At 63.0% G+C, this 25712-nt stretch carries 23 protein-coding genes; 13 read left to right on the top strand and 10 right to left on the bottom strand.

All coding sequences use genetic code 11. The annotated features are described in order from the left end of the window. Positions 1–101: 101 nt before the first annotated feature. Complete coding sequence (locus ASC86_RS04380) at positions 102–3593, bottom strand: PAS domain-containing hybrid sensor histidine kinase/response regulator (RefSeq protein WP_056316545.1); 3492 nt, start codon at positions 3591–3593, stop codon at positions 102–104. Between the two features lie 207 nt (positions 3594–3800). Between ASC86_RS04380 and mscL the strand changes: the two genes are divergently transcribed. The 7 genes from mscL (at position 3801) to ASC86_RS04345 (ending at position 10562) form a co-directional block, all read left to right on the top strand. After that, positions 3801–4238, top strand: a complete 438-nt coding sequence (mscL, locus tag ASC86_RS04375) for a large conductance mechanosensitive channel protein MscL (RefSeq protein ID WP_056318264.1) — start codon at positions 3801–3803, stop codon at positions 4236–4238. A gap of 180 nt (positions 4239–4418) precedes the next feature. Further along, positions 4419–5585 carry a pyridoxal phosphate-dependent aminotransferase gene (locus tag ASC86_RS04370; protein WP_056316542.1) on the top strand — a complete coding sequence of 389 codons (1167 nt, stop codon included), beginning with the start codon at positions 4419–4421 and terminating at the stop codon, positions 5583–5585. An 89-nt stretch (positions 5586–5674) separates the two neighbouring features. Then, positions 5675–6667, top strand: a complete 993-nt coding sequence (galE, locus tag ASC86_RS04365) for a UDP-glucose 4-epimerase GalE (RefSeq protein ID WP_056316539.1) — start codon at positions 5675–5677, stop codon at positions 6665–6667. Positions 6668–6920: 253 nt separating this feature from the next. Continuing rightward, entirely contained in the window at positions 6921–7691 is a 771-nt protein-coding gene (gene rfbF, locus ASC86_RS04360) for a glucose-1-phosphate cytidylyltransferase (protein ID WP_056318261.1), read from the top strand. Positions 7692–7696: 5 nt separating this feature from the next. Next, on the top strand, positions 7697–8776 hold the full coding sequence (rfbG, locus tag ASC86_RS04355; protein ID WP_200943768.1) for a CDP-glucose 4,6-dehydratase: 1080 nt from the start codon (positions 7697–7699) through the stop codon (positions 8774–8776). After that, complete coding sequence (locus tag ASC86_RS04350) at positions 8773–9336, top strand: dTDP-4-dehydrorhamnose 3,5-epimerase family protein (protein ID WP_244477518.1); 564 nt, start codon at positions 8773–8775, stop codon at positions 9334–9336. The genes rfbG and ASC86_RS04350 overlap by 4 nt, the downstream gene beginning before the upstream one ends. Further along, positions 9333–10562, top strand: coding sequence for a class I SAM-dependent methyltransferase (locus tag ASC86_RS04345; RefSeq protein WP_056316532.1), 1230 nt, complete (start codon positions 9333–9335; stop codon positions 10560–10562). Before ASC86_RS04350 ends, ASC86_RS04345 begins: the two co-directional genes overlap by 4 nt. A 76-nt stretch (positions 10563–10638) precedes the next feature. Here ASC86_RS04345 and ASC86_RS04340 read toward each other — a convergent pair whose 3' ends face one another. Beyond that, the gene (locus ASC86_RS04340; RefSeq protein ID WP_056316529.1) at positions 10639–10947 is read right to left on the bottom strand and encodes a chorismate mutase family protein; all 309 of its coding nucleotides are present in this window, start codon (positions 10945–10947) and stop codon (positions 10639–10641) included. A 212-nt stretch (positions 10948–11159) separates the two neighbouring features. Here ASC86_RS04340 and ASC86_RS04335 point away from each other — a divergent pair, with 212 nt between their 5' ends. After that, positions 11160–12371 carry a glycosyltransferase gene (locus ASC86_RS04335; protein WP_056316525.1) on the top strand — a complete coding sequence of 404 codons (1212 nt, stop codon included), beginning with the start codon at positions 11160–11162 and terminating at the stop codon, positions 12369–12371. 54 nt (positions 12372–12425) lie between these two features. Here the strand turns inward: ASC86_RS04335 and ASC86_RS04330 are convergent, their stop codons facing one another. Genes ASC86_RS04330 through ASC86_RS04320 form a run of 3 tightly spaced genes read right to left on the bottom strand, consistent with a single transcriptional unit; the run spans position 12426 to position 15126 of the window. Continuing rightward, positions 12426–13145, bottom strand: coding sequence for a cephalosporin hydroxylase family protein (locus ASC86_RS04330; protein WP_056316522.1), 720 nt, complete (start codon positions 13143–13145; stop codon positions 12426–12428). 27 nt (positions 13146–13172) lie between these two features. Next, on the bottom strand, positions 13173–14018 hold the full coding sequence (locus ASC86_RS04325; protein ID WP_056316519.1) for an NAD(P)-dependent oxidoreductase: 846 nt from the start codon (positions 14016–14018) through the stop codon (positions 13173–13175). A gap of 25 nt (positions 14019–14043) precedes the next feature. Continuing rightward, positions 14044–15126 carry a hypothetical protein gene (locus ASC86_RS04320; protein ID WP_056316516.1) on the bottom strand — a complete coding sequence of 361 codons (1083 nt, stop codon included), beginning with the start codon at positions 15124–15126 and terminating at the stop codon, positions 14044–14046. 507 nt (positions 15127–15633) lie between these two features. On the opposite strand from ASC86_RS04320, the gene ASC86_RS04315 reads away from it, so the two are divergent. After that, positions 15634–16203: a transglutaminase-like cysteine peptidase gene (locus ASC86_RS04315; protein WP_056316513.1), complete on the top strand. Its 570-nt coding sequence runs from the start codon at positions 15634–15636 to the stop codon at positions 16201–16203. Positions 16204–16326: 123 nt separating this feature from the next. Here the strand turns inward: ASC86_RS04315 and ASC86_RS04310 are convergent, their stop codons facing one another. The 5 genes from ASC86_RS04310 to ASC86_RS04290 form a co-directional block, all read right to left on the bottom strand. Next, complete coding sequence (locus ASC86_RS04310; RefSeq protein ID WP_056316509.1) at positions 16327–17496, bottom strand: M20 aminoacylase family protein; 1170 nt, start codon at positions 17494–17496, stop codon at positions 16327–16329. 1 nt (position 17497) lies between these two features. Beyond that, positions 17498–18334: an ABC transporter permease gene (locus ASC86_RS04305; protein WP_082509863.1), complete on the bottom strand. Its 837-nt coding sequence runs from the start codon at positions 18332–18334 to the stop codon at positions 17498–17500. Continuing rightward, entirely contained in the window at positions 18331–19059 is a 729-nt protein-coding gene (locus ASC86_RS04300; protein WP_056316506.1) for an ABC transporter permease subunit, read from the bottom strand. The genes ASC86_RS04305 and ASC86_RS04300 overlap by 4 nt, the downstream gene beginning before the upstream one ends. 205 nt (positions 19060–19264) lie before the next feature. After that, positions 19265–20047, bottom strand: a complete 783-nt coding sequence (locus tag ASC86_RS04295; RefSeq protein ID WP_056318249.1) for a transporter substrate-binding domain-containing protein — start codon at positions 20045–20047, stop codon at positions 19265–19267. A gap of 30 nt (positions 20048–20077) precedes the next feature. After that, positions 20078–20851, bottom strand: a complete 774-nt coding sequence (locus tag ASC86_RS04290; RefSeq protein ID WP_056318246.1) for an ATP-binding cassette domain-containing protein — start codon at positions 20849–20851, stop codon at positions 20078–20080. A 207-nt stretch (positions 20852–21058) separates the two neighbouring features. On the opposite strand from ASC86_RS04290, the gene ASC86_RS04285 reads away from it, so the two are divergent. Genes ASC86_RS04285 through ASC86_RS04270 form a run of 4 tightly spaced genes read left to right on the top strand, consistent with a single transcriptional unit; the run spans position 21059 to position 25418 of the window. After that, positions 21059–21937, top strand: a complete 879-nt coding sequence (locus tag ASC86_RS04285) for an arginine deiminase family protein (protein ID WP_056316502.1) — start codon at positions 21059–21061, stop codon at positions 21935–21937. Next, positions 21934–22560 (top strand): TetR family transcriptional regulator C-terminal domain-containing protein, encoded by a 627-nt coding sequence (locus ASC86_RS04280; protein WP_056316498.1) that lies wholly within the window; start codon positions 21934–21936, stop codon positions 22558–22560. Before ASC86_RS04285 ends, ASC86_RS04280 begins: the two co-directional genes overlap by 4 nt. Positions 22561–22608: 48 nt before the next feature. After that, entirely contained in the window at positions 22609–23811 is a 1203-nt protein-coding gene (locus ASC86_RS04275; RefSeq protein ID WP_056316495.1) for a pyridoxal phosphate-dependent aminotransferase, read from the top strand. Continuing rightward, entirely contained in the window at positions 23808–25418 is a 1611-nt protein-coding gene (locus ASC86_RS04270; protein WP_056316492.1) for a 5-guanidino-2-oxopentanoate decarboxylase, read from the top strand. The genes ASC86_RS04275 and ASC86_RS04270 overlap by 4 nt, the downstream gene beginning before the upstream one ends. The last annotated feature ends 294 nt before the right edge of the window (positions 25419–25712 follow it).

Genomic DNA, 25712 nt, shown 5'->3' with positions numbered 1-25712 from the left:
CGCGCATTCGGAATTTGCCGCACCACCCCCTCATCGCCTCGCATGCGCTCGACACTTCTCCCCGCGGGGGAGAAGGGGGCAAAAGGCGAAATGGCGCTGCGCTACTCCGCCGCCGCCTTCAACGCCACGGAAAGCTGCGTCAACCACGCCCTGAGCGCCGCCGGCCGTACCGGCTTGTTCTGGATGGCGATGCCATCGCGTTCCGCCGTCGCGCGCACCTCGGGCGAACGATCCGCCGTCACCAGCAATGCCGGCAAGACCGCGCCGAAATGGTCACGGATCGCGCGGATTGCATCAGTGCCGGTGGCGTTGTCGAGGTGATAGTCGGCGATGATCGCATCCGGCCGCGCCTTTGCGCCGGCCTGCCAGTCTGCCAGCGATTGCACCGTCTCCACCCGGCAGCCCCAGCCTTCAAGCAGCAGCATCATGCCTTCGAGAATGCGCGGCTCGTTGTCGATGCAGAGCACGGAAAGCCCGTGCAGAGGTTCGGCGATACGCGTGGCGGCCGGGCTTGCCGGGCCTTTCACCGCCTTCGCCGTCCTGTCGATCGGCATCACTACCCGGAAGCGCGTGCCCTTGCCTTGCTTCGATTGCAGATCGACGGCGTGGTTCAGCACGCGGGAAATGCGATCGACGATCGACAGGCCAAGGCCCAGCCCCGAAGCGGTCCTGGCGCCTTCATCAAGCCGGGCGAATTCCTTGAACACCGTGCGGAATTTCGAGGCCGGAATGCCGATACCGGAATCCAGCACCTGAATGACGGCATTGTCACCCTCCCGCCGCACCCCGACCAGCACCTTGCCTTTCGGCGTATATTTGATCGCATTGGACACGAGGTTCTGCACGAGACGGCGCAGGAGATTGGGGTCGCTCCGCACCGAAAGCGAGGTCGGCATCACCGTGAGCTTCAGATCGGCGGCGCGGGCCACCGGGGCAAAATCGGTCTCGATGCGCCGAAGCAGATCATCGAGCGGCACGGATTGCAGCCGCGGCTTCATCGCACCGGTATCGAGCCGCGAGATATCGAGCACGGCCCCGAGAATGGTTTCCACCGATTCGAGCGAAGAATCGATGTTTCGGACCAGCAGGCTGTTTTCCGAATCGCCGAGCCGTTCGACCAGCGACGAGGAATAAAGCCGCGCGGCGTTCAGCGGCTGCAGGATGTCGTGGCCGGCGGCGGCGAAGAAGCGGGTCTTGCCGATATTGGCCTCTTCCGCCGCCGCCCGCGCTTCGGCGACTTCGCGGTTGACGCGCGTCAGTTCCCCGGTGCGCTCGGCGACGCGCAGTTCCAGCGTCTCGTTCGCCTGCTTCAGCGCGATATCGGCAGCGACGCGCTGGGTGATGTCGGTATAGGTGGTGACGATGCCTTTGTCGGGCATGGCATTGGTGCGCACCTCGATGATGCGCGCCCCGCCGGCAAGCTCCAGCAGGAAGGGCTTGTCGAGGGTGAGGAAGTTTTCGACCAGCGCCTTTTCGTCTTCGCGGGCGATATCGCCGCGCGCCGTCAGCATCGAGATGATCTCGGCCAGCGGAAAACCGACCTGACCGGCGGCTTCCGGCAGGTCGAGCAGCTGCCTAAAACGCCGGTTCCAGATGATCAGGTTGTTGAAGCTGTCGAAGACGGCGATGCCCTGGTCCATCTGCGAAAGCGCCGTCTGCAGCATGTCCTGATTGTATTGCAGCGCTTCGCTGGCCTGATCGAGCAGCCAGGCGGTATCGACCGGCGTATCGTCCATGCGCTGCAAGACGAGAGACAGCACCAGCCGCGCCGAGGACGAGCCGATGGCGCTGCCGAGCAACTGTTCGGAAAAATGCACCAGCGCCATGTCGGCCGGCTGGTGGTCTTCCAGCCATCGGCCGTTCTGGCGCTCATAGCTGTGGAAGGAGCGCAACATGCGCTCCTCGCCGAGATAACGCGCAATCGTCGTCTTGAGGTCGAGCACCGTGATCTTGGTCTTGCGGCCGCGGAAGGCGCGTTCGGTGCGCGACTTGCGGCGGATGAAGACACCGGCCTGGCTGCGCTCGATCGGTTTCGGCAGGCGCGAGAGAGAAAAGACCATGTAGGCGATGGTATTGACGAGCAGGCTGAGGGTCGAGGCATTGACCAGCGGGTCGGCGGCCGGACCGGAGAAGATATCCGTGAACGGAAAGAGGAAACCGAGCACGGTCGCCGCGACATGGGAATTGTCCGGACCGCCGAGGCTCGGCAGGAAGAGCAGATAGGCCCAGACGACGAAGCCGAGCGTCATGCCGGCAATCGCGCCTCGGGCATTGCCCTGATGCCAGAGCAGTCCGCCGAACAACGCCGGCGCCATCTGGGCGATGGCGGCAAACGAGAGCAGACCAAGTGAAGCCAGACCGGCGCTCATATCGGCGGATCGATAGTAGCCATACCCCAGCAGCAGCACGCCGAAAATCGCCATGCGGCGGACATTGAGAAGCAGGGTCGAGAGATCGCGCACCCCGCCGCGCCGCGTCAGGTTACGCCGCAGCACCACCGGCATGACGATGTCGTTGGAGATCATGATCGACAGCGCCACCGAAGCGACGATCACCATGGCGGTTGCAGCCGAAAAGCCGCCGATGAAGGTGATCATCGTCATGACCGGCACGTCGAGCTTGATCGGCAGGTTCAGGAGATAGAGGTCGGAAACGCCGCCGCCGTTGAAAATCAGGATGCCGGCAATCGCCACCGGCAGCACGAAGAGATTGATCGCCACCAGATAGAGCGGAAAGAGAATGCCGGCGACACGGAGTTCGTTGGCCGTGCGGTTCTCGACGACCGTCACATGGAATTGCCGCGGCAACAGGATGATGGCGAGCGCCGAGAGCGCCACCAGCATGATCCAGCGCGGCATCGGCGTCTCGTAGCTGAGCGCCGACATCACCTGCTGGTTTTCGACGGCGCGCGCCCAAAGATCGGTCGGGCCGTCGAAGACGAAAAAGATGATGTAGAGGCCGGCCGTCACCAGCGCCAAAAGTTTCACCAGCGATTCCATGGCGATCGCCAGGATCAGGCCGTCCTGATGCTCGGTCGCATCGGTGTGGCGCGTACCGAAGACGATGGCGAAGCAGGCGAGGAACAGCGTCACCAGCAGCGGCAGGTCGATGAAATTCTGGCCGGAGCCGATGCCGTAGGTGCTGGTATCGACCATCGCCGCCACTGAGCTTGAAACGGCCTTCAGCTGCAGCGCGATATAGGGGATGGCGCCGACCAGCGAGATCAGCGCGACGATGGCTGCGACCGTCGGGTTCTTGCCGTAGCGCGCGGCGATGAAATCGGCGACAGAGGTAAGTTTTTCGGCTTTGGCAAGCGCGATGATCCGGCGGATCACCGGCAGGCCGATGGTGAACATCAGGATCGGGCCGATATAGATGCCGGTGAATTCGAGCCCGCGCTCGGCGGCAAGGCCGATGCCGCCGAAATAGGTCCACGAGGTGCAATAGATCGCGAGGCTCAGCGCATAGACCAGCGGTCGGCCCCGGCCTGCGGGCGTGAAGATGCGCGCCTTGCGATCGCCGTAGCTTGCCACGGCAAACAACAGCAACAGATAGGCAAATGCCGCGGCAAAGACGACCGGACCGGAAAGCATGCTGCTCCTCATTGCACTTTGAACGTCGAGCATAGGACAAGAGTGTTGCGAAGAAAATCAGGGCGGTCTTCGCCTTAAGTCCAAGAGACATTGTCGGGGATTGCTGCCTCTCAGGCGAAAATGGCGATGTTTTTGCTTTTCTTTCCCGCAACGCGCGATAGGTTTGCGAAAGCGGGGCGAGGCTCGCGCATGAACAAGGAGAGCGGGATGCTGAACGAATTCAAAGAATTCATCGCGCGCGGCAATGTCATGGACCTAGCGGTCGGTGTCATTATCGGCGCGGCCTTCAATAAGATCGTCGAATCGGTCGTCAACGATCTGGTGATGCCGATCGTCGGTGCGCTGACCGGGGGCGGCTTCGATTTCTCGAACTATTTCCTGCCGCTCAGCGCCAATGTCACGGCAACCTCTCTGGCTGCCGCCCGCGAGCAGGGCGCCGTTTTTGCCTATGGCAATTTCATCACCGTTCTCATCAACTTCCTGATCCTCGCCTGGATCATCTTCCTGATGATCAAGGGCGTGAACCGCATGCGCAAGTCGATGGAAGCCAAGGATAAGGCCGGCGTGCCGGAAGCCGCTCCGCCGCCGGCAGACGTGCAGCTCCTGACGGAAATCCGCGATCTCCTAAAGACCCGCGCCGCTTAAGACGGAAAAACGCACCGGCACGCGCGGCGTCGAGACGATGCGCGTGCCGACGCGGCAAACATCACAAAGTTCGATCGATGCGTCACCGATTGTCGCGTGATCCAAGCGATCAAAGCCGTTAGAACCGACATCGTTTTGTGATTTGCGCGCTTTTGCGCGCAGCCTTGCCGGAGCTTTTTGATGAACGTCCTTGCCAGCCTCAGCCCCCGTTCGCTCGCAGCCCCGGAAAGCGGCATTGTCGAGCTGGTCAACTATGCGCGGGGACGCGAGGGACTGATTCCGCTCTGGGTCGGCGAGGGCGATCTGCCGACGCCGGATTTCATCACCCGCGCCGCGCAGGCATCGCTTGCCGCCGGCGAGACTTTTTACACCTGGCAACGCGGCATTCCCGCGCTGCGCGAAGCACTCTCGCGCTATTACCAGCGCCATTTCGCCAAAACCCTGTCGGCGGAGAATTTCTACGTCACCGGCTCTGGCATGCAGGCGATCAAGCTCGCCATTGAGGCGGTGAGCGCGCCGGGCGACGATATGGTCTATCTGTCGCCGGCCTGGCCGAATTTCGCGGCCTCCGCTGAGCTTTCGGGCGTGCGGCCGATTTCGGTGCCGCTCGACTTCACCGGCGGCAAATGGCAGGTCTCGATCGACCGCCTTGCCGCCGCAATCACGCCCAAGACCCGCGCCCTCTTCATCAATTCGCCCTCCAATCCGACCGGCTGGACCGCGACCAAGGAAGACCTCGCCGCCATTCTCGGCCTTGCTCGCCAGCACGGTCTCTGGATTATCGCCGACGAGATTTACGCGCTCTATTCTTACCAGGCCGCCCGCGCACCGTCGTTCCTCGATGTCATGGACGAGGGCGACCGCATTCTCTTCGTCAATTCCTTTTCGAAGAACTGGTCGATGACTGGCTGGCGGGCGGGCTGGATCGTGGCGCCCGCCGAAATCGGCCAGGTGCTGGAAAACCTGATCCAGTATTCCACCTCCGGCGTCGCGCAATTCATTCAGGCGGGCGCGGTCGCAGCCCTCGATGAAGGCGATGGTTTCGTGGCCGAGAATGTCGCCAAGGCGACACGCGCGCGCGAACTGCTCTGCGATGCGCTGATCGCCACCAATCGAGTCGAGACCCTGAAGCCCGACGGTGCGATCTACGCCTTCCTGAAGATCGACGGCGTCGCGGATGCGCGAAAGGCCTGTTTCGACATCGTCGACAAAACCGGCGTCGGCCTCGCTCCGGGAACGGCGTTCGGCGAAGGCGGCTCGCTGTTCATGCGCGCCTGCTTCCTGCGCGATCCAACGCAGGTTTCGGTGGCGGCCGATCGGCTGGCCGGCTATATCGCCTCGCTTTGAACGCGATTTTTGCCTTTAAGATTTCATTAATCTTGTGAAAGCCGGCTGAACCGGCTTTTATCCCGGCGATTCGACGGTAGGAGCTTTACATGGCGGTTTTGGTAACGGGCGGCGGCGGTTATATCGGCAGCCATATGGTCTGGGCTTTGCTGGATGCCGGCGAAGAGGCTGTGGTCATCGATCGCCTGTCGACGGGGTTCCGCTGGGCCATCGCCCCGGAGGCACGTTTCTACGAGGGCGATATCGCCGATACCGAGTTGATGCGCCGCATCTTCTCCGAAAACAACATCGACGCGATCATCCATTTCGCCGGCTCGATCGTCGTACCGGAATCGGTTGCCGATCCGCTCGGATACTACGAGAACAACACGGTCAAATCCCGCGCCCTGATCGCCAGCGCCGTCGAGGCGGGCATTCCGCATTTCGTCTTTTCCTCGACAGCCGCCGTCTACGGCACGCCGAAGGTGCTGGAGCCGGTCACCGAAGACCTGCCGCTGATGCCGGAATCGCCCTACGGTTCGTCGAAGCTGATGACCGAAATCATGCTGCGCGACACCTCCGCCGCGCATGATCTCACCTATACGGCACTGCGCTATTTCAACGTTGCCGGTGCCGACCCGAAGGGCCGCAGCGGCCAGTCTTCCGCCGTCGCAACCCACCTCATCAAGGTCGCCTCCGCCACGGCGCTCGGCAAACGCGCCTCGATGAACGTCTTCGGCACGGACTATCCGACGCCGGACGGAACCTGCGTCCGCGACTATATCCACGTCACCGACCTCGCCCAGGCGCATCTGATGGCGCTGAAGCGCATGCGTGCCGGCGGCGGTTCGCTGGCGGCCAATTGCGGCTACGGCCGCGGTTTCTCCGTTCTCGAAGTGCTGGAAACGGTCAAGAAGGTCAGCGGCGTCGATTTCCCGGTGACCTATGCCGAACGCCGCGCCGGCGATCCCGCCATGATCGTCGCCAATCCGTCGCTCGCCAAGGCCGAACTCGGCTGGGTGCCGCAATACGACGATCTCGACGGCATCGTCGAAAGCGCGCTCGATTGGGAGCGCCATCTCATGCGCAAGAACAGCTACTAGAGTATGTCAGGTTCAGATTGAACCAGACATACTCTAGATTCTTTTGTTTTCGTTTGTCTTTTCGGGAAAACCGGTTCCCACTTTTCCCTGGCAAACTCTAGCTCCAGTTTGACGACAGTTTCAAAGGGTAGGGTATCGGCCAGAATAGCTTAACTGGACCCGATATCATGGACTTTGCCCGCCACACGACCCGCAGGAAACCGCTGCCGCCCCGGCACGGTGCGCGTCGTTCGGCATCATGGTGGGCGCGCGGATGAAGGCTGTCATCCTGGCCGGCGGGCTTGGCACGCGTATTTCCGAGGAAACCCATCTAAGGCCGAAGCCCATGGTGGAGATCGGCGGCCGGCCGATCCTCTGGCACATCATGAAAATGTACTATGCCCACGGCGTCACCGACTTCATCGTCTGCTGCGGCTTCAAGGGCTATGTCATCAAGGAATATTTCGCCAATTACGGCCTGCACATGTCGGATATCACCTTCGACTTTGCCGAAAACAGTATCGAATTCCACCGCAAGAGCGCCGAAAACTGGCGGGTGACGCTGGTCGATACCGGCGAGAATTCGATGACCGGCGGCCGCCTGAAACGCGTCGCCCGCTACCTCAAGGACGATGACGCCTTCTGCTTCACCTACGGCGATGGCGTCGGCAGCATGGATATCGGCCGTGCCATCGCCTTCCACCGCGACCACGGCAAGCTCGCAACGGTCACCGCCTGCCGGCCGCCGGCGCGCTACGGCGCATTGCAGCTCGATGGCAGCGAGGTCCAGGGCTTCGTCGAAAAGCCGGAAGGCGAGGGCGGTTTCATCAATGGCGGCTTCTTCGTGCTTTCCCCCCGCTGCATCGATCGCATCGAGGGTGACGGTACCAGCTGGGAAGCCGAGCCACTGACGAGCCTCGCCCAGGAAGGGCAATTGCAGGCCTATGTCCATGACGGCTTCTGGCAGCCGATGGATACGTTGCGTGACAAGAATCATCTCGAAAGTCTGTGGCAGAGCGGTGCGCCGCCCTGGAAATGCTGGTGAGGTCCATGAAAAACGAATTCTGGCGCGGCAAGCGCGTATTGATCACCGGTCATACCGGCTTCAAGGGCAGCTGGCTCGCCTTCTGGCTGAAACAGCTCGGCGCCGAGGTCTCCGGCCTGTCGCTGGCGCCTCAATCGGAGCCCTCGCTGCACCGGCTCCTGGGCGGCGCGATCGAAGGCGCCGATATCGTCGATATCCGCGACCGTGCGGCCGTGACGCATCAGGTGCTGCGCAGCAAGCCGCAGATCGTCTTTCACCTCGCCGCGCAGGCGCTGGTTCGGGCGAGTTATCGCGATCCCGCCGGCACCTACGAGACCAATGTCAGCGGCACGGTCAACCTGCTCGATGCGCTCCGGCTCTCGGAAGATATCCGCGCCATCGTCGTGGTGACGACCGACAAGGTTTATCACAATCCCGAAACCGGGCTCGCCTTCATGGAAACCGATCCGCTCGGCGGTCAGGACCCCTACAGTGCCTCGAAGGCGGCGGCCGAGATCGTCACGGCGAGCTATCGCACCTCCTTCTTCGCCGCCCGCAATATCGGCATCGCCACGGCGCGCGCCGGCAATGTCATCGGCGGCGGCGACTGGGCCGAGGACCGGCTGATCCCGGACGCGGTGCGCGCCTGGCAGGCGCGCGAAACGCTCTACGTGCGTCGCCCGCGCGCCGTGCGCCCCTGGCAGCACGTGCTGGAGCCGCTGGGCGGCTACATGAAACTTGCCGAACGGCTGTTCGACGCGCCGGAGGGCGTCGAAAGCTACAATTTCGGCCCGAACCACTCCGAGGCTGCGTCGGTCGGCACGGTGCTGAAGCTCGCCGAACGCCATTTCGGCAGCGGTGCCGTTCGGCTGGGCGATGGCAGCGAGGGACCGCATGAGGCCGGCTATCTGGTGCTCGACAGCGCCCGCGCCCGCGAGGACCTGGGTTATATCCCGCGCTGGCGGCTCGCGGAGACCGTGCGCCGTACCATGGAATGGTACCGCGCCGAGGCCGAGGGCCGTTCCGTGACCGAGCTTTGCCTTGCCGATATCGGCGATTTCATCGGCGCGTCCGAAGCCGCGGAACCCTTGAGGGCAGCGGGGTGACATCACGTTTCGAAGGGCAGGAGACGCCGCTTGCGGGCCTGATCCTGATGAGCCGCCGCCGTCTTTCCGACGAACGCGGTTTTCTCTCTCGCCTCTTCTGCCCGGATGAGCTTGCCGAACATGGCTGGCATGGCCCGGTGCGGCAGCTCAATGAAACCGGCACGGTGCACAAGGGTACGGTACGGGGCCTGCATTTCCAGCGCCCACCGCATGCCGAAATCAAGCTCGTGACCTGCACCCGCGGCCGCATTCTCGATGTCGCCGTGGATTTGCGCGAGGGATCGCCCACCTTCCTCCAGCATTTCGCCGTCGAGCTTTCGGAAGACAACGATGCCTCGCTCCTCATCCCGAAGGGCTTTGCCCATGGTTTTCAGGCGCTGACGGATGATGTCCGGCTGATTTACGCCCATTCCGAGCCCTACGCGGCGGAAGCCGAGGGCGGGCTTTACCCGGAAGACCCGGCGCTTGCCATCGGCTGGCCGCTCGCCGTGCAGCGGCTTTCCGCGCGTGATGCGGCCCACCCTTTGCTGACACCGGATTATTTGGGGATGGCCGCATGAAGTGCCGTCACTGTGGCTCCGGGCATATGGTGCCCTTCCTCGATCTCGGCACCGCGCCACCGTCGAATTCCTACGTGCCGCTCGATGAGCGCCACAAGCCGGAACTCTGGTATCCACTGGTCATCCGCTGCTGCCGCGAATGCCGTCTGGTTCAGACGGAGGATTTCGCCGCCCGCGAAACCTTCTTTTCCTCGAGCTATGCCTATTTCAGCTCTTTTTCCACCTCGTGGCTGAAGCATGCCGAAACCTACGTCGCCGACATGCAGGCGCGCTTCGGCCTCACCGTAAGCTCCCATATCGTCGAGATCGCCGCCAACGACGGCTACCTCCTGCAATACGCCAAGGCCCGCAACATCCCCTGCCTCGGCATCGAGCCGACGGCAAGCACGGCGGCGGCTGCGCGTGAAAAAGGGCTGGAGATCGTCGAGGATTTCTTCGGCGCCGAGCTTGGTGCGCGGCTTGCGGCGCAAGGTCGCGCTGCAGATCTGACGGTCGCCAACAACGTGCTCGCCCATGTCCCTGATATCAACGACTTCGTCGCCGGTTTCACCGCGATCCTGAAACCGGATGGCGTCGCGACTTTCGAGTTCCCGCACCTCGTCAATATGGTCAGGGAAAACCAGTTCGATACCGCCTATCACGAACACTATTCCTACCTGTCGCTGATCGCCGTTATCAGCATCTTCGAAAAAAACGGCCTGACCGTTTTCGACGTCGAAACCACGCCCTGGCATGGCGGCAGCTTGCGGGTCTTCGCCCAGCGCAGCGATACCCGACGCCGGGACATCGCGCCCGCTGTGGCGGCAGCGCTTGCTGCCGAGCGTGAGGTGGGCGTGCTGACGGATGCCTATTACACCGCCTTCCAGGCCCGCGCCGAGGATGTGCGTGACGGTTTCCTGAGCTTTCTCATCGAGTGCCGCCGCGCCGGCCTCAAGGTCGCCGCCTATGGCGCTGCGGCCAAGGGCAACACGCTGTTGAATTTCGCGGGCGTCAAGTCGGACCTGCTCGCCTTCGTCGTCGACAAGAACCCCGCCAAGCAGGGCACTCTTCTGCCCGGCAGCCGCATCCCTGTGGTCACCGAAGACGTGCTCAGAACCGAAAAACCGGAAAGGGTAGTTATTCTGCCATGGAACCTTCAGGACGAGATCAGACGGCAGCTTTCCTATATCAGCGACTGGGGTGGAAAGTTCGTGACGGCGGTGCCGACGCTGACGGTGCATCCCTGATCGCCGCGCCGCTTGCAAGCGCGCCGACTGAGGCACAAGTCCCGAAGCCGGCCGCCACCAAGGCCGGCTGAACGGCCTATTCGTCGTCGCTTTCGCCGAGATAGACCTTTTCCCGGACGATCGAATGGCGGATCAGCCGAGCCCAGATGTCCTCGTAGAAATCGGGATCGAGCCCGGCGGCTTCCGCATTGGCGCGCGCGTTGCGGCGCACTTCATCGACGCGCACGGGGATGTCGGCCTTGAGGCCGGCTTCCTTCTTGATCTCGGCGGCGCGGTCGATATAGCCGAAGCGCTGCCGGAAAAGCTGCATCAACTCCTTGTCCACACGGTCGATTTCGGCACGGATGTCCGTCATCGAAAGGCAGTTTTCCGGGGTCTTGGGCATGCTGGTCTCCGACTTTCACGAGGCGTGCGGCGCAGGGCGCGGCCCGCCTTCGGCTACGCTGCTTATCAAGCCTCTCCCGTTCTGGAAAGGTCTGGAGTTTGTCAGGGAAAAGTGGGAACCGGTTTTCCCGAAAAGGCAAACGAAAACAAAAAGACCCCGAACAAGCTTCGGGAAAGGCCTTGGCGCTACGGTGTCGCAAACGGAGAGATTGCATGTTCCCCCAGCCGAAACTGACGGTTTGCGTGCCGTCGCGCAACCGCCAGCGCTATTTCCAGGAAACCATCCGGAGCCTGCTGGCCAATCTGCGCACGGACGTCCAGTTCGTCTTCGCCGACAATTCCGACGATCCGTCGATCATGAACGATTTCATGAAGGACGTGGCCGGCGATCCCAGGGTGACGTTCATTGCCTCGGAAGAACGGGTCTTCTCGATGGTGGACAATTGGGAGCGCTGCCTGAAGGCCGCGACCGGCGAGTTCATCTGCGTCATCGGCGATGACGACTATGTCGATATCGACGTGATCGATCTGATCGCCGATATCAAGATCAGCGAGCCGCAGGTCGATATCATCGCCTGGTCGCGCCTCTCCTATCACTGGCCGGACAATCGCCCGCGCAAATCCACCGTCCCGGTTCCCATGGGTGCGACCTATTTCAAGGTCGACAAGGACGTCCTGCGCACCCAGTTCTACAACTGGACCAACGATGCGGCCACGCCGAACAACCTGTTTTCGATTTATCACGGCGCCGTCTCGCGCCGGATGATGGAAAAGATCCGGATGAAGTTCAACGGCCGCTATTTCGAGCATCCGGTCGTCGATTTCGAAAACAGCTGCAAGCTGCTCGCGACCGCCGATACCTTTATCTATGTCGAGCGACCGTTCTCGGTGCTCGGCTCGTGTGCGCAGAGCAATTCCGGCCGCATTTCGACGGCGGCGGACCTGCAGGCCATGTACGATCAGTTCATGGCCGATATCGGCCGCAGCATCGATGACGATGCCTATATGAAGGATTTCCCGTTTCCCTTTTTTCTCGGCAATACCGCGGCGATCGGGCTTTGCCAGCAGTGGTTCAAATATACCTATGGCCAGAAAGCGCCGGTTGGCTGGGAAAAGAATTTCGCCCGCGCCTGCGCCCGAAATTGCTCCATCGCCCGTGACCGGGAGAATTTCGAGCTGATTGCGGCCGGCTACCGGCGTGCGCTCGAAAACTGGCACGGCGGCCGCTACCTGCCGCATTTCGATCCCGTCTTCAAGGAGCCGAAGACCCGACTGTATTTCGGGCTGCGCAACGAGATGCTGTATATCGACGAAGACATCGCCGGTGTGCGTACCCCGGCCGAGCTTCTGCATGTCGTCCAGCATTTCCTCGTGCCGATCTCGGGGGTGCAGCACAAGGCCATCCTGCAAAAGGCCATTGCCTGATACAAAAAAGGGGCGCCGAAAGCGCCCCTTTTTTGTGATAATGGCTGTGCGGCCTTACCGCATGCGCTTCAGGTAGCCATGCGGCGCCACCGAAATCAGCAGCCTTTCGTCGATCGACATGTCGATCTCGAATTCCGGGTGGGATTTCAGCCATTCGTGGACGGCGGTCTTCGGGTTGGCGCCCTTGTCCCAGGGGCGGTCGGGATAGCTGCCGGCCGGTACGTCTTCGATGAAGGTGTCGAAAACGACGCAATAGCTCGAAACGGTCACGAGGTCACCATAGGCTTCCAACTCCGCAAGCACATGATCGTGGGTGTGATTGGAATCGAGGCATACCAGTACGGACTTCTTGTCCTTCGCCGCCGCGCGCACCTGCTCGATCACGGCCGGATCGATCGAGGAGCCCTCGATCATGGCGATGCGCCGATAGAGCGGATGCTTCTCGATCTCGACGCGGTTATGGGCGCGGATGTCGATATCAATGCCGAGCACCGAAGCCTCCGGATTGCCGCCGCAGATCGCGTTCAGCTCCAGCATCGAGGCGGAGAAGATCAGCGAGCCGCCATGGGCGATGCCGGTTTCGATGATGAGGTCCGGCTGGGTCTTCCAGATCAGTTCCTGCATAGCGACGATATCCTGCGGATACTGGATGATCGGCCGGCCGAGCCAGGAGAAATTGTAGGAATATTTGGGCGCGACGGAGGCGGTCATGAAGCTATGGGCGGCGGCGCGCATATCCTCGGTCGTATCGCTGGAGATGGTGTCTGAAGCCATTGGTTTTGCTTTCACTGGGATTTCGGATCAGCCGGCCTTGCGGGCCGGCTCTAGAAGTTGGCGGAGCTTCGTCGTGTCGCCCCAGAATTCCATCGGTTCGTAATCGGGATAGGGATAGTGGCCGAGGTTGAGATGCACATCCCAGCCCAGAGCCTTCGCCCATCCTGCCACGAGATCGCGCACCGCGACCGGCTTGCCCGACGAGATGTTGACGATGCCGGAATCGGGATGATCAAGCGCCAACGAAACGATCAGCTCCGCCAGTGTCTCGACTGCCAGAAAGTCGCGCAATTGCGCACCGCCGGACATATCGAAGACTGCCGCGCCGCGCTGGTGGGCATCCTGAAACAGCGGCCAGAGCGATTTCGGGTTCTGGCCGGGGCCGTACATGTAAAAGAGCCGCCCCCAGGTCAGCGCGAAGGGCAGGGTTTGCCGTAGCTGGGAAAGCTGCCGCTGCAGGGCATGCTTGGCAAGGCCGTAGGGGTTGTCCGGCAGGCAGGCGGCAGTCTCGTTCAGTGCGCCCGACTGCATGCCGTATTCGAAGCAGGTGCCCGAGATGAAAAGCGAGCGCAGCCCGCCCTCGACGGCGCGCTTCAGGAAGCTGAATTGCCGGGGCAGTTCGGTCTCGACATGGTGAGGGGAGCGGTAGTTCGGCAGGCCGTCCCAGGCGAGATGGATGAGTACATCCGGTTGCCCCATAGCTTCGAAGGGATTGGCGCGATTGGCCATGTCGAGCATCTTCCAGCGCACGCCGGGTAGGGGGGCATGGCCGGTATGGCGGGAAAACGCTGTTATCGTATCCGTGCGGCGTGCGAGAGCGGTGAGCACATGCCTGCCGATGAAGCCGGATGCGCCGGTGACAGCGACCTTCACCGCATCGACCCCGGAAAGCCGCCGGTCATTGCGTAGCGCCAGCGCAGATGATGTGCACGGACGGCATCATGCTTTTCACGACATCGTAGAATTCGGGCGCCGTCTGCGCGCCGCCGATGAAGCGATCGACGAGCAGTGCTTTGTCCTGCAGGCCACGGCGCTGGTCCGCTTTGACCTCGGCATATTGCGGCCGGAAACGGGCCGCCAGCCGGCCGTCCTCGAAGCGCTGGAGTGCTGCGAAATAGCCGTTGCCCTTCCTGCGAAAGCTGTCGAAATCCTGCTCCAGCAGGCAATCGATGGCGCAGGCGCGCACGAAATCATCCGAGCCGCCGCCCCATTCGTTGCCGAGGTCGCGCAGCACCTGGAACTGCACCTCGGCTACCGCACCCGTCAGGCCGAGCCCGGCATGGAAGGGGAAATCGCCCGGCACTGCAGCAACCGCGGGCGCGACATAGCCGGAGATATTCAGCACCGAGAGCGGCCGGCTGCAGAAGGCAAGTTCTTCCGCGAAAATCAGCGTCTTGGCCGCCCATTCGTATTGGGGGAGCGGCGTCGACCAGGATTGCGGTGCGGGCACGGCCAGAATGGCATCGACGACCGAACGGCGGATGGCGGCATGATGCACGCCGAAGGGCATTTTCGGAACGTTGAGGCTACCCTTCCAGTAGAAGAAGGCCATCAGCATCGCCGTCTTGTCGAAGCGGTCGATGTGATAGCGGGTGGGGAGGGCGATGGAGGCGGCCTTGCCGGGCTCGGCCGCGCGGTCGATCTGCAGCACCGTCCAGGCGAGCGCGTCGGTCTGCGGCGAGCTGCGTTCGAGATAGTCGACCATGTCAACGAGATCGGGCTCGATCATGTCGCCGGCGTTGACGAGCGTCACCCAGTCTCCGGTCGCAGCCGCGATCGCCTCCCGCCAGAGGGCCTGCCGGGAAATGTCGGCATCGGTGGTGACGCGCCGGATGCGGCTGTCGGTCTTCTCGACGGAGGAGTGAGGGCCGGCGAGTACGATCTCGATATTCGCCTTTGCGTCGGAAAGCAGGGCGGCGACCAGCAAGGACGGGTCGGCTGAGCCGGCCTCCAGCGGAATGCAGATCGAAAGTCGTGTCATGACCGGTCTCCAGCGCGTGTCCGGTCGGTTTGCCGGGTCACGCGAAAATCGTCGTTGCGTCACGGCCGGTCGGGTCGTCCCCTATCCCGGCCGCGCCCAGGATATCGCCTGCGGTTTTCGGGCGGTGGCCCCGTTCGCGGCACTGGTCACCCCGGCAAACAAGTAGCTTCATCGGGAGGAGGGTGCGGTCCTGTCTCCGGCATGAAGCCATTGTTTGCCGGGGTGTGAGAGAACCCTAGGCCGGTAAGCTTGAGCGAGGCTTTGCTCGCATTTTCATCGAGTTTGACGGTTGTTTGAGTCTGATTTTCTTAAAAATGCCGATTGTGTAAAATTGTCGGTATCGGCTTAAGCGGCCTCTAAACTGTGTGGGCTAATGTCCAGATCACAGGAACGAAACCGGCAACGGTTTTGCGGCATGAAGCACTTCCTCCCTCGGGATGAACCCGAAAAACAAATCCGACGCCACCCGGACAGGGGCGAGACGCCGGGCAAAACAGGGACAGTATCATGTTGAGCAAAGTTTTTTCGGTCGCGACCGCGATCGCCATGGGCCTTGCAACGGCCGGCCCCGCCGATGCCATGACCATTTCTTCCGCAGCCCGCTCGGTCGCCGCCGGCATTCCAATGCAGATGGCCGCTGCCGGCCTCAGCGAGCGCGCGGCCTTCTCGCGCCAGCTCTTCTGCCTCGAATATGCCGATGTTTGTGGCGCAGAACGCGCCCGCACCGTCGCCCTCACCAACAAGCTGCGCACCCAGCTGGCTTCCGTCAATCGCTCCGTGAACCGTCAAATGCCTGAGATCCGCGCTCGCCGCGAGTTTCTGTCGCTGACGGCGATGTCGACCGGTGGTGAAGATCACGCGATGATGAAGCGCCGCCTTTTGATCAAGGCTGGCCTGCCGGCTGCGACACTGACGCTTGCGACCGTCAGCAATGACGAAGGCCGCCGCCATTCCGTGCTGATCGTCGCCACCTCGCAGGGCGAGATGATTCTCGATCACTATACGTCGGATATCGTGAAGCGCCGCGACAGCGGCTACGGCTTCGCCTCGGCGGAAGCCTTCAGCTTCTTCGAATAGACTGACGATTGCGGGCCGCACATCGGCGGCCCCTGAGATGACCCGAGGCAAGCCTGCCTCAGGACGAATTTGCCTGAACTGTCCCGACTGGCCGCAGGAATGTCCCTTCCTGCGGCTCTTTTTTTATTCAGGCTTCAGATAGGTTTCCGCCAGTTCGGTCCAGAAGGCGGCGCCGATCGGCAGGAGATCGTCGTTGAAGTTGTAGCCGGGATGATGCAGCGGCTTTTCCTCACCGGTCACGCGCGAGCCGAGGAAGAAATAGGTGCCGGGGCGGCCGTCGAGCATATAGGCGAAATCCTCGCTGCCCATGAACGGACGCTCCAGATCGACGACGTTTTCGGGCCCTGCGAAACGGATGGCGAGATCGCGCACGAAATCCGTCTCCGCCTTGTGGTTGATGGTCGCGTTGTAGCTGCGCAGGTAATCGACCGTCGCGGTCATGCCAAAGCTTTCCGCCTGGTTTTCGGCGATAAGGCGAATGCGCCGCTCCAGTTCGTCGCGCACCTTCGGGTCGAAGGAGCGGATGCCGACGACGATCTCGGCGCGCTCGGGAATGATGTTGCTGGCCGAGCCGCTGTGGAACGAGCCGACCGTCACGACAGTCGGGTCCATCGGATGGATGTTGCGCGAGACGATCGATTGCAGCGCCATGACGATCGAGGCGCCGCAGACGATCGGGTCTGCGGTTTCCTGCGGTTCGGCCCCATGGCCGCCGCGGCCGTGCACGGTGATGCGGGCTTCATCGACCGCCGCCATGATCGGACCTTCGCGCAGCGCAAACTGTCCGAAGGGCAGGCCGGGCTCGTTGTGAAGCGCAAAGACGGCATCGCAGGGGAACTGGTCGAACAGCCCGTCATCGATCATCAGCTTGGCGCCACCGAAATTCTCTTCGGCCGGCTGGAAGATCAGATGCACGGTGCCGTCGAAATTCTTGCGTTCGGCAATCGCGCGGGCGGCACCCAGCAGCATGGTCGTGTGGCCATCATGGCCGCAGGCGTGCATCAGGCCGGGCGTCTTCGAGGCATAGGGCAGGCCGGTTTCCTCGTGGATCGGCAGGGCATCGATATCGGCACGGATGCCGATGGTGCGCTTGCTGGTACCGTTCTTGAGGGTGGCGACGAGGCCGGTGGTGGCAAAGCCCTTGGTGACCGTATAGCCCAGCGCCTCCAGCTTGCCGACGAGGAATTCCGAGGTGCGGAATTCCGAAAGGCCGAGTTCGGGATGGGCGTGCAACTCGTGGCGGATATCGACGAGTTCGGGAATGGCGTTGGTCAGATTCACATTTGCATTCATGTCAGGCACCACGGGTTGGTATGCGATTTTCGAGTTTGCGGAAGAGAATAACAAGGATTCCTGTCAGGCACATATAGATCAGTGCCAAAAGCAGCAGCGGTTCATAGGTGAGGAAGGTATCCTGCCGCACCTTGGAAATCACGGCATAGACGTCGATGACGGTGATCGTCGCCACAAGCGGGGTGGATTTGAGCTGCAGCACGGTTTCGCCGTTCAGCGTCGGCAGCGCCCGGTGAATGGCGCGCGGCAGCCAGATCCGCCGGAAGGCGGTCCAGCGGCTCATGCCGAAGGCGCGGGCGGCTTCCAGTTCGCCGGCCGGCACGCCGGCAAAGGCGCCGCGCATGACCTCGCCCTCGTAGGCGGCAAACGAGATGGTCAGCGCCGCCACGCCATAGGGCCAGGATTCGCGCAGGTACGGCCAGAGAAACGAACTGCGGATTGCCGGAAACTGCGGAAAGAGCGAGCCGAGGCCGTAATAGAGCAGCCAGAGCTGCAGCAACAGCGGCGTGCCGCGAATGACGGTGCAGAAACCCTTGGCCAAGGCCTTCAGCGGCCACGGCCCGGTGACCTGCGCGAGCCCGAGCGGCACGGCGAAGAGAAAGCCGAGAAACGCCGTGCTGAACAGCATGACGAGCGTCACGACGATGCCCCAGCCGAGCTTCGGCAGATATTGCGGTAGCCAGTCCCAGCGCATGAACCATGCCGCCGACAGCACGAGAGCGGCGAAGATCGCCATCAGCAGGATGCGGTGCGGCTGGAAGAGGCTAGCCGCGGTCGGCAGGTCTTCCGGCGTGTACGCCATGGCATGGGTGGTTTCGTCGGGCGCCGGCGTCGTCATGCGGCCTCCACCAGGCCGCGCCGGGCGCGACGTTCGATGATGCCGATGAAGAAATTGGAGACCAGCGTCAGGGCCAGATAGAGCACGCCGGCCGCACAGAAGAACAGGAGATAGGCCTTTGTCGTCCCGGCCGCCTGTCGGGTCACCAGCGTCAGCTCCGAGAAGCCGACGACGGCGAGCAGGGCGGTGTCCTTGGTGGCGATCAGCCAGAGATTGGAAAGGCCGGGAATGGCGTAAGGCAGCATGGCCGGCAGGGTAATGCGGGTCATGACCTTGATGGGCGACATGCCGAAGGCTCGCGCCGCCTCGATCTGGCCGGCGGGCACGGCCTTGATCGCGCCGCGCAACACCTCGGTCGAATAGGCCCCCTGCACGACGCCGATGACGAAGATGCCGGCGGCAAGCCCGCTGATATCCACGCTCGGCAAGCCGCCAAGGGCGAGCAACTGGTTGATGAGATCGGTGCCGGCGTAATAGAGCAGCAGGATCAGCACCAGCTCCGGCACGGCGCGCACGATGGTCGTGTAGCACTCCATCAGATCCTTGACGATCGGCCCGCCATACAGCTTGCCGAAGGCGCCGCCGACGCCGAGCAGAAGCCCGAGCGAATAGCCGCCGACGGCGATCTGGATCGAGTTGAAGAGGCCGGAAAGCAGGACGCTGCCCCAGCCGGGCGGGGAAAGCGCAAGCAGGCTCCAGTTGATGAAGGGTGCTGGATCGGCCATCGGGTCCTCAAATTTCTTCTTCGTTTCGGGGATTGCCCCTCACCCTGGCCCTCTCCCCGCCTGCAGGGAGAGGGGACGATCGAGTCTGCCGCTTGTTCCTTCCACCGCTGGCCCGAGGGATCGTGAAGGCGCGGCATATCCCTTCTCCCCGCGCGCGGGGAGAAGGTGCCCGACGGGGCGGATGAGGGGCTTAACGCCCCAACCATCAACCGCCGTAGATGTCGAAGTCGAAATACTTCTTGGAGAAGGCATCATAGGTGCCGTTTTCGCGGATCGCCTTGATGGCGGCGTTGAGCTTGGCCTTCAGGTCGTCCTCGCCCTTGCGCAGCCCGATGCCGACGCCGGCGCCGAGGATGGCGACGTCGTCCTTGACGTTGCCCTTCAGCTCGCAGCAATCCTGGCCCTGGTCGGACTTCAGGAAGGCGCCGAGCGCGATGGCGTCGGCCTGCACCGCATCGATGCGGCCGGCGGCCAGATCCTGGTTGGCCTCGTCCTGCGTCTGGTATTCCTTCACGGTTGCGCCGTTCTCGCCGAAATACTTGTTGGCGTAGACCTGATGCACGGTCGAGACCTGAACGCCGATCGTCTTTCCGGCAAGGCCTTCCGGGGTCGCTTCGAAGGCGACGCCCTTGGCGCCGATGACGCCGGTCGGGGTGTTGTAATACTTGTCGGTGAAATCGATGGTCTTCAGGCGTTCCTCGGTGATCGACATCGAGCCGATGATCATGTCGATCTTCTTGGAGGTCAGCGCCGGAATGATGCCGTCCCAGGCGACGGGGGTGATCACGCAATCAAGCTTGGCTTCGGCGCAGACGGCCTTCTGGAAATCGACTTCCCAGCCTTCCCAGTTGCCGGAGGCGTCCGGCGAGGTAAACGGCGGATAGGGCTCGGCGGCAAAGCCGACCTTTACCTGTTCCGCCTGCGCGAGCGCGCCGCCCGAAATTCCCAACACTGCTGCCAGCGCGATCACTTTCAACGTCTTCTGCATGCTGTACCCCTGTTTTTGGTTGTTGAGCATTTAGTGGATGGAGCTGATGAAGCGCTTCAGGCGCTCGGATTTCGGCGCGCCAAAAATCTGGTCCGGCGGCCCCTGTTCCTCGATCTTGCCCTGCGACAGAAAGACGATGTGGTTGGCCACTTCGCGCGCGAACTTCATCTCGTGGGTGACGAGGATCATGGTGCGCTTTTCCTTGGCGAGATCGCCGATGACGGCCAGCACTTCGCCGACCAGTTCCGGGTCGAGCGCCGAGGTCGGTTCGTCGAACAGCATGACCAGCGGCTGGATAGCGAGCGCGCGGGCGATCGCCGCGCGTTGCTGCTGGCCGCCGGACAGGAAGGCTGGATAGGCATCGCGCTTTTCGTAGAGCCCGACGCGGCGCAAAAGCGCTTCGGCCGTGGCGATGGCCTCGTCCTTCGGGCGCCCGAGCACATGCAACGGCGCCTCGATGACGTTCTGCAGGATGGTCATGTGCTGCCAGAGATTGAAGCTCTGGAACACCATGCCGAGCTGGGCGCGCATCCGCTCCACTTGCTTGCGGTTGGACGGCATCAGTCCGCCGCGTCCGTCTTTCTTCATGGCGATGGTCTCGCCATGGATCGAGACGGAGCCGGCAGTCGGCAGCTCCAGCATGTTGATGCAGCGCAGCAGGGTGGATTTGCCGGAGCCTGAGCCGCCGATGATGGCGATCACGTCTCCCTGGTTCGCCGTGAGCGAAACGCCTTTCAGAACCTCCAGAGGCCCGAAACGTTTGTGCAGATCGGTGACTGCAATCGCCTGGGCTTCATCTGTCATGAACGGGCTGTCTCCAGCATCGGAGACATCGAGATTGGCGGCATGAAAACAGTTCCCCTGGTTTTTTGTCGTGCGGCATTTTTGCCTGTCACGCTGTTCCATGACGATCATCGTTGCACTTGTGCAGAAATTATTCAACCGTATAATAGCGTCGCGACCGCTTTTTTGGCGCCGCCCTCCCAGACCTTTTCCAGACAGGAGCAGACGATGACGGTTTATGGTTCGCAGGACATGTCGGCCAATCTGGCGCGCGTGCTGATGCGCCGTCCGGGGGCGAGCCTTTTGAGCGCCGATGCGGCCATGTGGCACTACGGCCCGACATTCGACGGCGAGAAGGCCGTGCGCCAATATGCCGAATTTGCCGAATATATCGAGAAATCCGGTGCCGAAATCCTCTGGCTGGAAGACAAGGGCGACGGCCTTGCCGACGCGATGTTCACCCACGATCCGTCGCTGGTGACCGATCGCGGCGCGATCATCCTGCGCATGGGCAAGCCGCTGCGCGAAAAGGAACCGGCGCTGCACGAGGCCGCCTATAAGAAGGCCGGCATCCCTATCCTCGGGCGAATCACCGCGCCGGGCACGGTCGAAGCCGGCGATTGCATCTGGCTCGACGCTGAGACGCTGATCGTCGGCCGCGGCGTGCGCACCAACGAGGAAGGCATCGCCCAGCTTTCGGAAATGCTGGAGCCGCACGGTATCACCGTGCTCGGCTACGACCTGCCGCTCTGGCAGGGCGAAGAGGCCTGCCTGCACCTGCTGTCGGTGATCAGCCCGCTGTCTGCCGATCTGGCGCTGGTCTTTGCGCCGCTGCTGCCGGCCTCGTTCTACCTGCTGCTGAAGGAGTGGGGCGTCACCATGATCGAGGCACCGGCCGATGAGTTCCATGCCAGCAACGGTCTCAGCCTCAACGTGCTGCCGGTGCGGCCGAAGGAGGTGATCATGGTCGAGGGCTTCCCCAAGACCAAGGCGGCGATGGAAGCGGCCGGCTGCACCGTCACGACCTTCGAGGCCGACGCGCTCTGCATTGCCTGCGAAGGCGGCCCGACCTGCCTGACGCGCCCCGTTCTGCGTCGCAGCGCATGACCCGGCGCACGTTTCATCGTGCCCCGGAGGGCGAGCGCCGGGAAGAATTGATCGAGGCCACCCTCGACTGCATCGCGGAGCTTGGCCTGAAGGGCGCGACGTTGCGCCAGATCGCCGTGCGGGCCGGGGTCACGGCCGGCCTCGTGCGCCACTATTTCGATTCGAAGGACCAGATGGTCGCCGACGCCTATCGGCGGGTGCTGTCGACCTTCGCGGTCAAGGCCATCGAGGTGGAGGGGGATGCGCGCTCGCGGCTGCGCCGCTTCATCGTCTGCAATCTCACGGCACCGGTGGCGAACGGCCGCAGCCTCTCGCTCTGGGCGTCCTTCATCAGCCAGGTGCGGGTCGATCCGGATCTGGCGGTCATCCACCGCGAAGGCTATCTCGGCTTTCGCAACGATCTGCAGGGGTTGATCGCCGATCTCCTGGCGGCCGAGGGCCGGCCCCATGGCGAACCGGAATGCAGAAGGCTGGCGATCGCCATCAACGGCATGATCGACGGTCTCTGGCTCGAAGGTTGCCTGGCCGGCGAACTCTTCGAGGAAGCCGAACTGGTGACCATTGCTCTGGCTTCCGCCGAAGCCCTTCTCGGCCTGCCGCTCGGCCCGTTCGAACAGAATTGAGATGCCCGCCGGCGCGGCAGGCATCCTTGACAGTGGAGGAGAATCCCCATGCGCTACTCATCGATCACCGACCGCCTCGCCGACCTCGGCTCCGGCAAATGGGCGCTGCATATCCGCGCCCGCCAGTTGAAGGCAAGCGGCGCTGACATTATCGAGCTGACCATCGGCGAACCCGACCTGCCGCTGGATGCCGCGCTTTTGGCGGAAGCGCAGCGGGCCATGAATGCCGGCCGTTATCGCTATTCCAGCGGCCGCGGCGAACCGGCCGTCGTTGCCGCGCTCGCCGCCCGCTACGCCAAGCGCCGTGCCGATGTCACCGCCGCGAACGTGCTGTGCTTCCCCGGCACCCAGACAGCGCTGTTTGCCGTCATGCTCGGGCTGACCGAGGCGGGTGACGGCGTGCTCGTGGGCGATCCGCTCTATGCGACCTATGAAGGCGTCATCCGTTCCACCGGCGCCCATCAGGTCACGGTACCGATGAAGGCCGAGCACGGCTTCCACATGCAGGCCTCCGATCTTGAAAAAGCAATCACCCCGGCCTGCCGGGTGTTGCTGCTCAACACGCCGCACAACCCGACCGGCGCCGTTCTGACCAAGGCTGAAATCGAGGAGATCGGCGCCGTCTGCCGCAAGCATGATCTCTGGATCGTCTGCGACGAGGTCTATGAGGAGCTGATCTTCGACGGCGTTTTCGCCTCGCCCTTCGACATGCCGGAGCTGGCCGAGCGCACCATCGTCGTCTCCTCGATTTCGAAATCCCATGCTGCGCCGGGTTTCCGCAGCGGCTGGGCCATCGGGCCGGCGGAATTCGCCGAGCGGCTGCTACCGGTCTCCGAAACCATGCTGTTCGGCGTCCAGCCCTTCATCGCCGATATGACCGCTTATGCGCTGACCCATGAGATCGGCACGTCGGCAGCCATGCGCGCGGCTTACCGCAGCCGTGCGGCCTTGATCGTGAAGGCGCTTGCCGAGGCGACGGGCGTGAAGCCGCTGCCGCCGGAAGCCGGGATGTTCATCCTGCTTGATGTTTCGGGAACCGGATTGCGCGGTGAGGATTTTGCCCTTCGGCTGCTGGAGGAAGAGGGCGTGGCTGTCATGCCTGGCTCTTCCTTCGGCGATCAGGCCGCCGATTACGTGCGCCTCAGCCTGACGGTGCCGGAAGACAGGATCGAGGAAGCCTGCGGCCGCATTATCAGGCTCGCCGCGCGGCTTTCGAACGGACAGGGTTTTTTGAAGGAGCGCCGGGCATGAGCGATGAGATGAAGACGGTCGGCGAGGTTCTGGTCGATCTGCTCGAAGCCAATGGCGTCGAGGTCGTGTTCGGCATTCCGGGCGTGCACACGGTCGAGCTTTATCGCGGCCTTGCCGCCTCGAAAATCCGCCACATCACCCCCCGCCACGAGCAGGGCGCCGGTTTCATGGCCGATGGTTATGCCCGCGTCAGCGGCAAGCCGGGTGTTGCCCTGGTCATCACCGGGCCGGGCCTCACCAACACGATCACGGCGATGGCGCAGGCGCGGCAGGATTCGATCCCCATGCTGGTCATCTCCGGCGTTAACCGCCGCGATTCGCTCGGCCATGGCCGCGGCCTGCTGCACGAGCTGCCCGACCAGCACGGCATGATCAAGACATTGGCGCTCTATTCCCAGACCCTGCTGAACCCGGCCGATCTTGCCTCCGTCGTCGAGCGCGCCTTTGCCGTGCTGACGTCAGGCCGGCCGGGGCCGGTGCATATCGAAATCCCGACCGATGTGATGAGCGCCCGCATTCCGACGCCGATACTGCGCAAGGCCGTCGCCACCCGTCCGCGGGCCGATGCCGAAACGCTGCAGAAGGCTGCGATCCTCTGCAGCGATGCGAAACGCCCGGTCATTCTCTGCGGCGGCGGCGCGATCACGGCGGAAGAGGAAATCCGCACGCTGGCCGAACGCATCGGTGCTCCTGTCGTCATGACCGTCAATGCCCGCGGCATGCTGGCCGGCCATCCGCTGCGGGTGCCCGCAAGCCCCAGCCTCAAGGCGGTGCGCGCGCTGGTCTCCGATGCCGATCTCGTTCTGGCGCTCGGCACCGAAATGGGCCAGACGGACTATGACATGTATGCCGATGGCGGCTTCCCGATCCTCGGCAATCTCATCCGCACCGATATCGATCCGGCGCAGCTTGCCCGAGGCCAGCATGCGACGCTGTCGATCCTCTCCGGTGCCAAAACGGCCACCGCCGGTATCCTCGCCTTCCTGACCGGCAAGCCCGCGTCGAAAGGCAAGGAGCGGGCAGAGGCGACCTGCAAGGAGGTGCTGGCCGAACTCACCGCCAAGATGCGCGCCGAAATTCGGGTCATCGATACGATCTACAAGACGCTGCCGGATTGCGCGATCATTGGCGATTCCACCCAGGCCATCTATGCCGGCAATCTCTATTGCGATGCGCCACGGGCTCGCTCCTGGTTCAATTCGGCGACCGGTTTCGGCGCGCTCGGCTATGCGCCGCCGGCCTCCGTCGGCGCCTCGGTCGCGGCACCGGGCATGCCGGTCGTCTGCCTCGTCGGTGATGGCGGCATTCAGTTCTCCTTGGCGGAACTGGGTTCGGCTGTCGATGCCGAGGCTCATGTCATCTTCCTCGTCTGGAACAATGACGGCTATCAGGAAATCGAGAGCTTCATGGTCGACAACGGCATCACCCCGGAAGGTGTAAAACCCTCCGCGCCGGATTTCCTCCTGACGGCAAAGGCCTATGGTGTTCCCGCCGTGCGTCTGGACAAGGTCTCCGACCTTGCCTCTGCGCTTCAGGAAGCCGGCGCCCGCAAGGGACCGTCGCTGATCGAGATCCACCAGACCCGCACCGCAGGCGTTACGGCGTGAATGTTCCCCGAAGAAGGGCGCAGCATACTCCTTTTTCCCTTCTCCCCCACGGGGAGAAGGTGCCCGAAGGGCGGATGAGGGGGCGCCTCCGCGAGGCCTGAATTTGCCGCGCCACCCCCTCATCGCCTCGCTACGCTCGGCACTTCTCCCCGCTGGGGAGAAGGGGGAGTCCCAGTTGAGCCTTGCGGGTTTAAGCCGATAGCCAGGGTGTCCGGCCGCGCCTGGACATGGTAAGGTTTGACTTTACGCCTGAGCGATGGTTCTTAGGCGCGCTCGCGCGCCCTTTGAATCGGC

Origin of the sequence: Rhizobium sp. Root1212, from assembly GCF_001424985.1 — a bacterium.
In the GTDB taxonomy this organism is placed as follows: domain Bacteria; phylum Pseudomonadota; class Alphaproteobacteria; order Rhizobiales; family Rhizobiaceae; genus Pararhizobium.
Note: the sequence above shows the minus strand (reverse complement) of the source record. Positions and strands in the feature narration are given on the sequence as shown.

Coding starts and splice junctions, on each gene's coding strand:
- ASC86_RS04270 (WP_056316492.1), top strand. CDS start 23,808: ATGAGCGATGAGATGAAGACGGTCGGCGAGGTTCTGGTCGATCTGCTC.
- ASC86_RS04285 (WP_056316502.1), top strand. CDS start 21,059: ATGACGGTTTATGGTTCGCAGGACATGTCGGCCAATCTGGCGCGCGTG.
- ASC86_RS04370 (WP_056316542.1), top strand. CDS start 4,419: ATGAACGTCCTTGCCAGCCTCAGCCCCCGTTCGCTCGCAGCCCCGGAA.
- ASC86_RS04290 (WP_056318246.1), bottom strand. CDS start 20,851: ATGACAGATGAAGCCCAGGCGATTGCAGTCACCGATCTGCACAAACGT.
- ASC86_RS04380 (WP_056316545.1), bottom strand. CDS start 3,593: ATGCTTTCCGGTCCGGTCGTCTTTGCCGCGGCATTTGCCTATCTGTTG.
- ASC86_RS04275 (WP_056316495.1), top strand. CDS start 22,609: ATGCGCTACTCATCGATCACCGACCGCCTCGCCGACCTCGGCTCCGGC.
- ASC86_RS04305 (WP_082509863.1), bottom strand. CDS start 18,334: ATGACGACGCCGGCGCCCGACGAAACCACCCATGCCATGGCGTACACG.
- ASC86_RS04295 (WP_056318249.1), bottom strand. CDS start 20,047: ATGCAGAAGACGTTGAAAGTGATCGCGCTGGCAGCAGTGTTGGGAATT.
- galE (WP_056316539.1), top strand. CDS start 5,675: ATGGCGGTTTTGGTAACGGGCGGCGGCGGTTATATCGGCAGCCATATG.
- ASC86_RS04340 (WP_056316529.1), bottom strand. CDS start 10,947: ATGCCCAAGACCCCGGAAAACTGCCTTTCGATGACGGACATCCGTGCC.
- ASC86_RS04280 (WP_056316498.1), top strand. CDS start 21,934: ATGACCCGGCGCACGTTTCATCGTGCCCCGGAGGGCGAGCGCCGGGAA.
- ASC86_RS04320 (WP_056316516.1), bottom strand. CDS start 15,126: ATGACACGACTTTCGATCTGCATTCCGCTGGAGGCCGGCTCAGCCGAC.
- ASC86_RS04335 (WP_056316525.1), top strand. CDS start 11,160: ATGTTCCCCCAGCCGAAACTGACGGTTTGCGTGCCGTCGCGCAACCGC.
- rfbG (WP_200943768.1), top strand. CDS start 7,697: ATGAAAAACGAATTCTGGCGCGGCAAGCGCGTATTGATCACCGGTCAT.
- mscL (WP_056318264.1), top strand. CDS start 3,801: ATGCTGAACGAATTCAAAGAATTCATCGCGCGCGGCAATGTCATGGAC.
- rfbF (WP_056318261.1), top strand. CDS start 6,921: ATGAAGGCTGTCATCCTGGCCGGCGGGCTTGGCACGCGTATTTCCGAG.
- ASC86_RS04310 (WP_056316509.1), bottom strand. CDS start 17,496: ATGAATGCAAATGTGAATCTGACCAACGCCATTCCCGAACTCGTCGAT.
- ASC86_RS04315 (WP_056316513.1), top strand. CDS start 15,634: ATGTTGAGCAAAGTTTTTTCGGTCGCGACCGCGATCGCCATGGGCCTT.
- ASC86_RS04300 (WP_056316506.1), bottom strand. CDS start 19,059: ATGGCCGATCCAGCACCCTTCATCAACTGGAGCCTGCTTGCGCTTTCC.
- ASC86_RS04330 (WP_056316522.1), bottom strand. CDS start 13,145: ATGGCTTCAGACACCATCTCCAGCGATACGACCGAGGATATGCGCGCC.
- ASC86_RS04345 (WP_056316532.1), top strand. CDS start 9,333: ATGAAGTGCCGTCACTGTGGCTCCGGGCATATGGTGCCCTTCCTCGAT.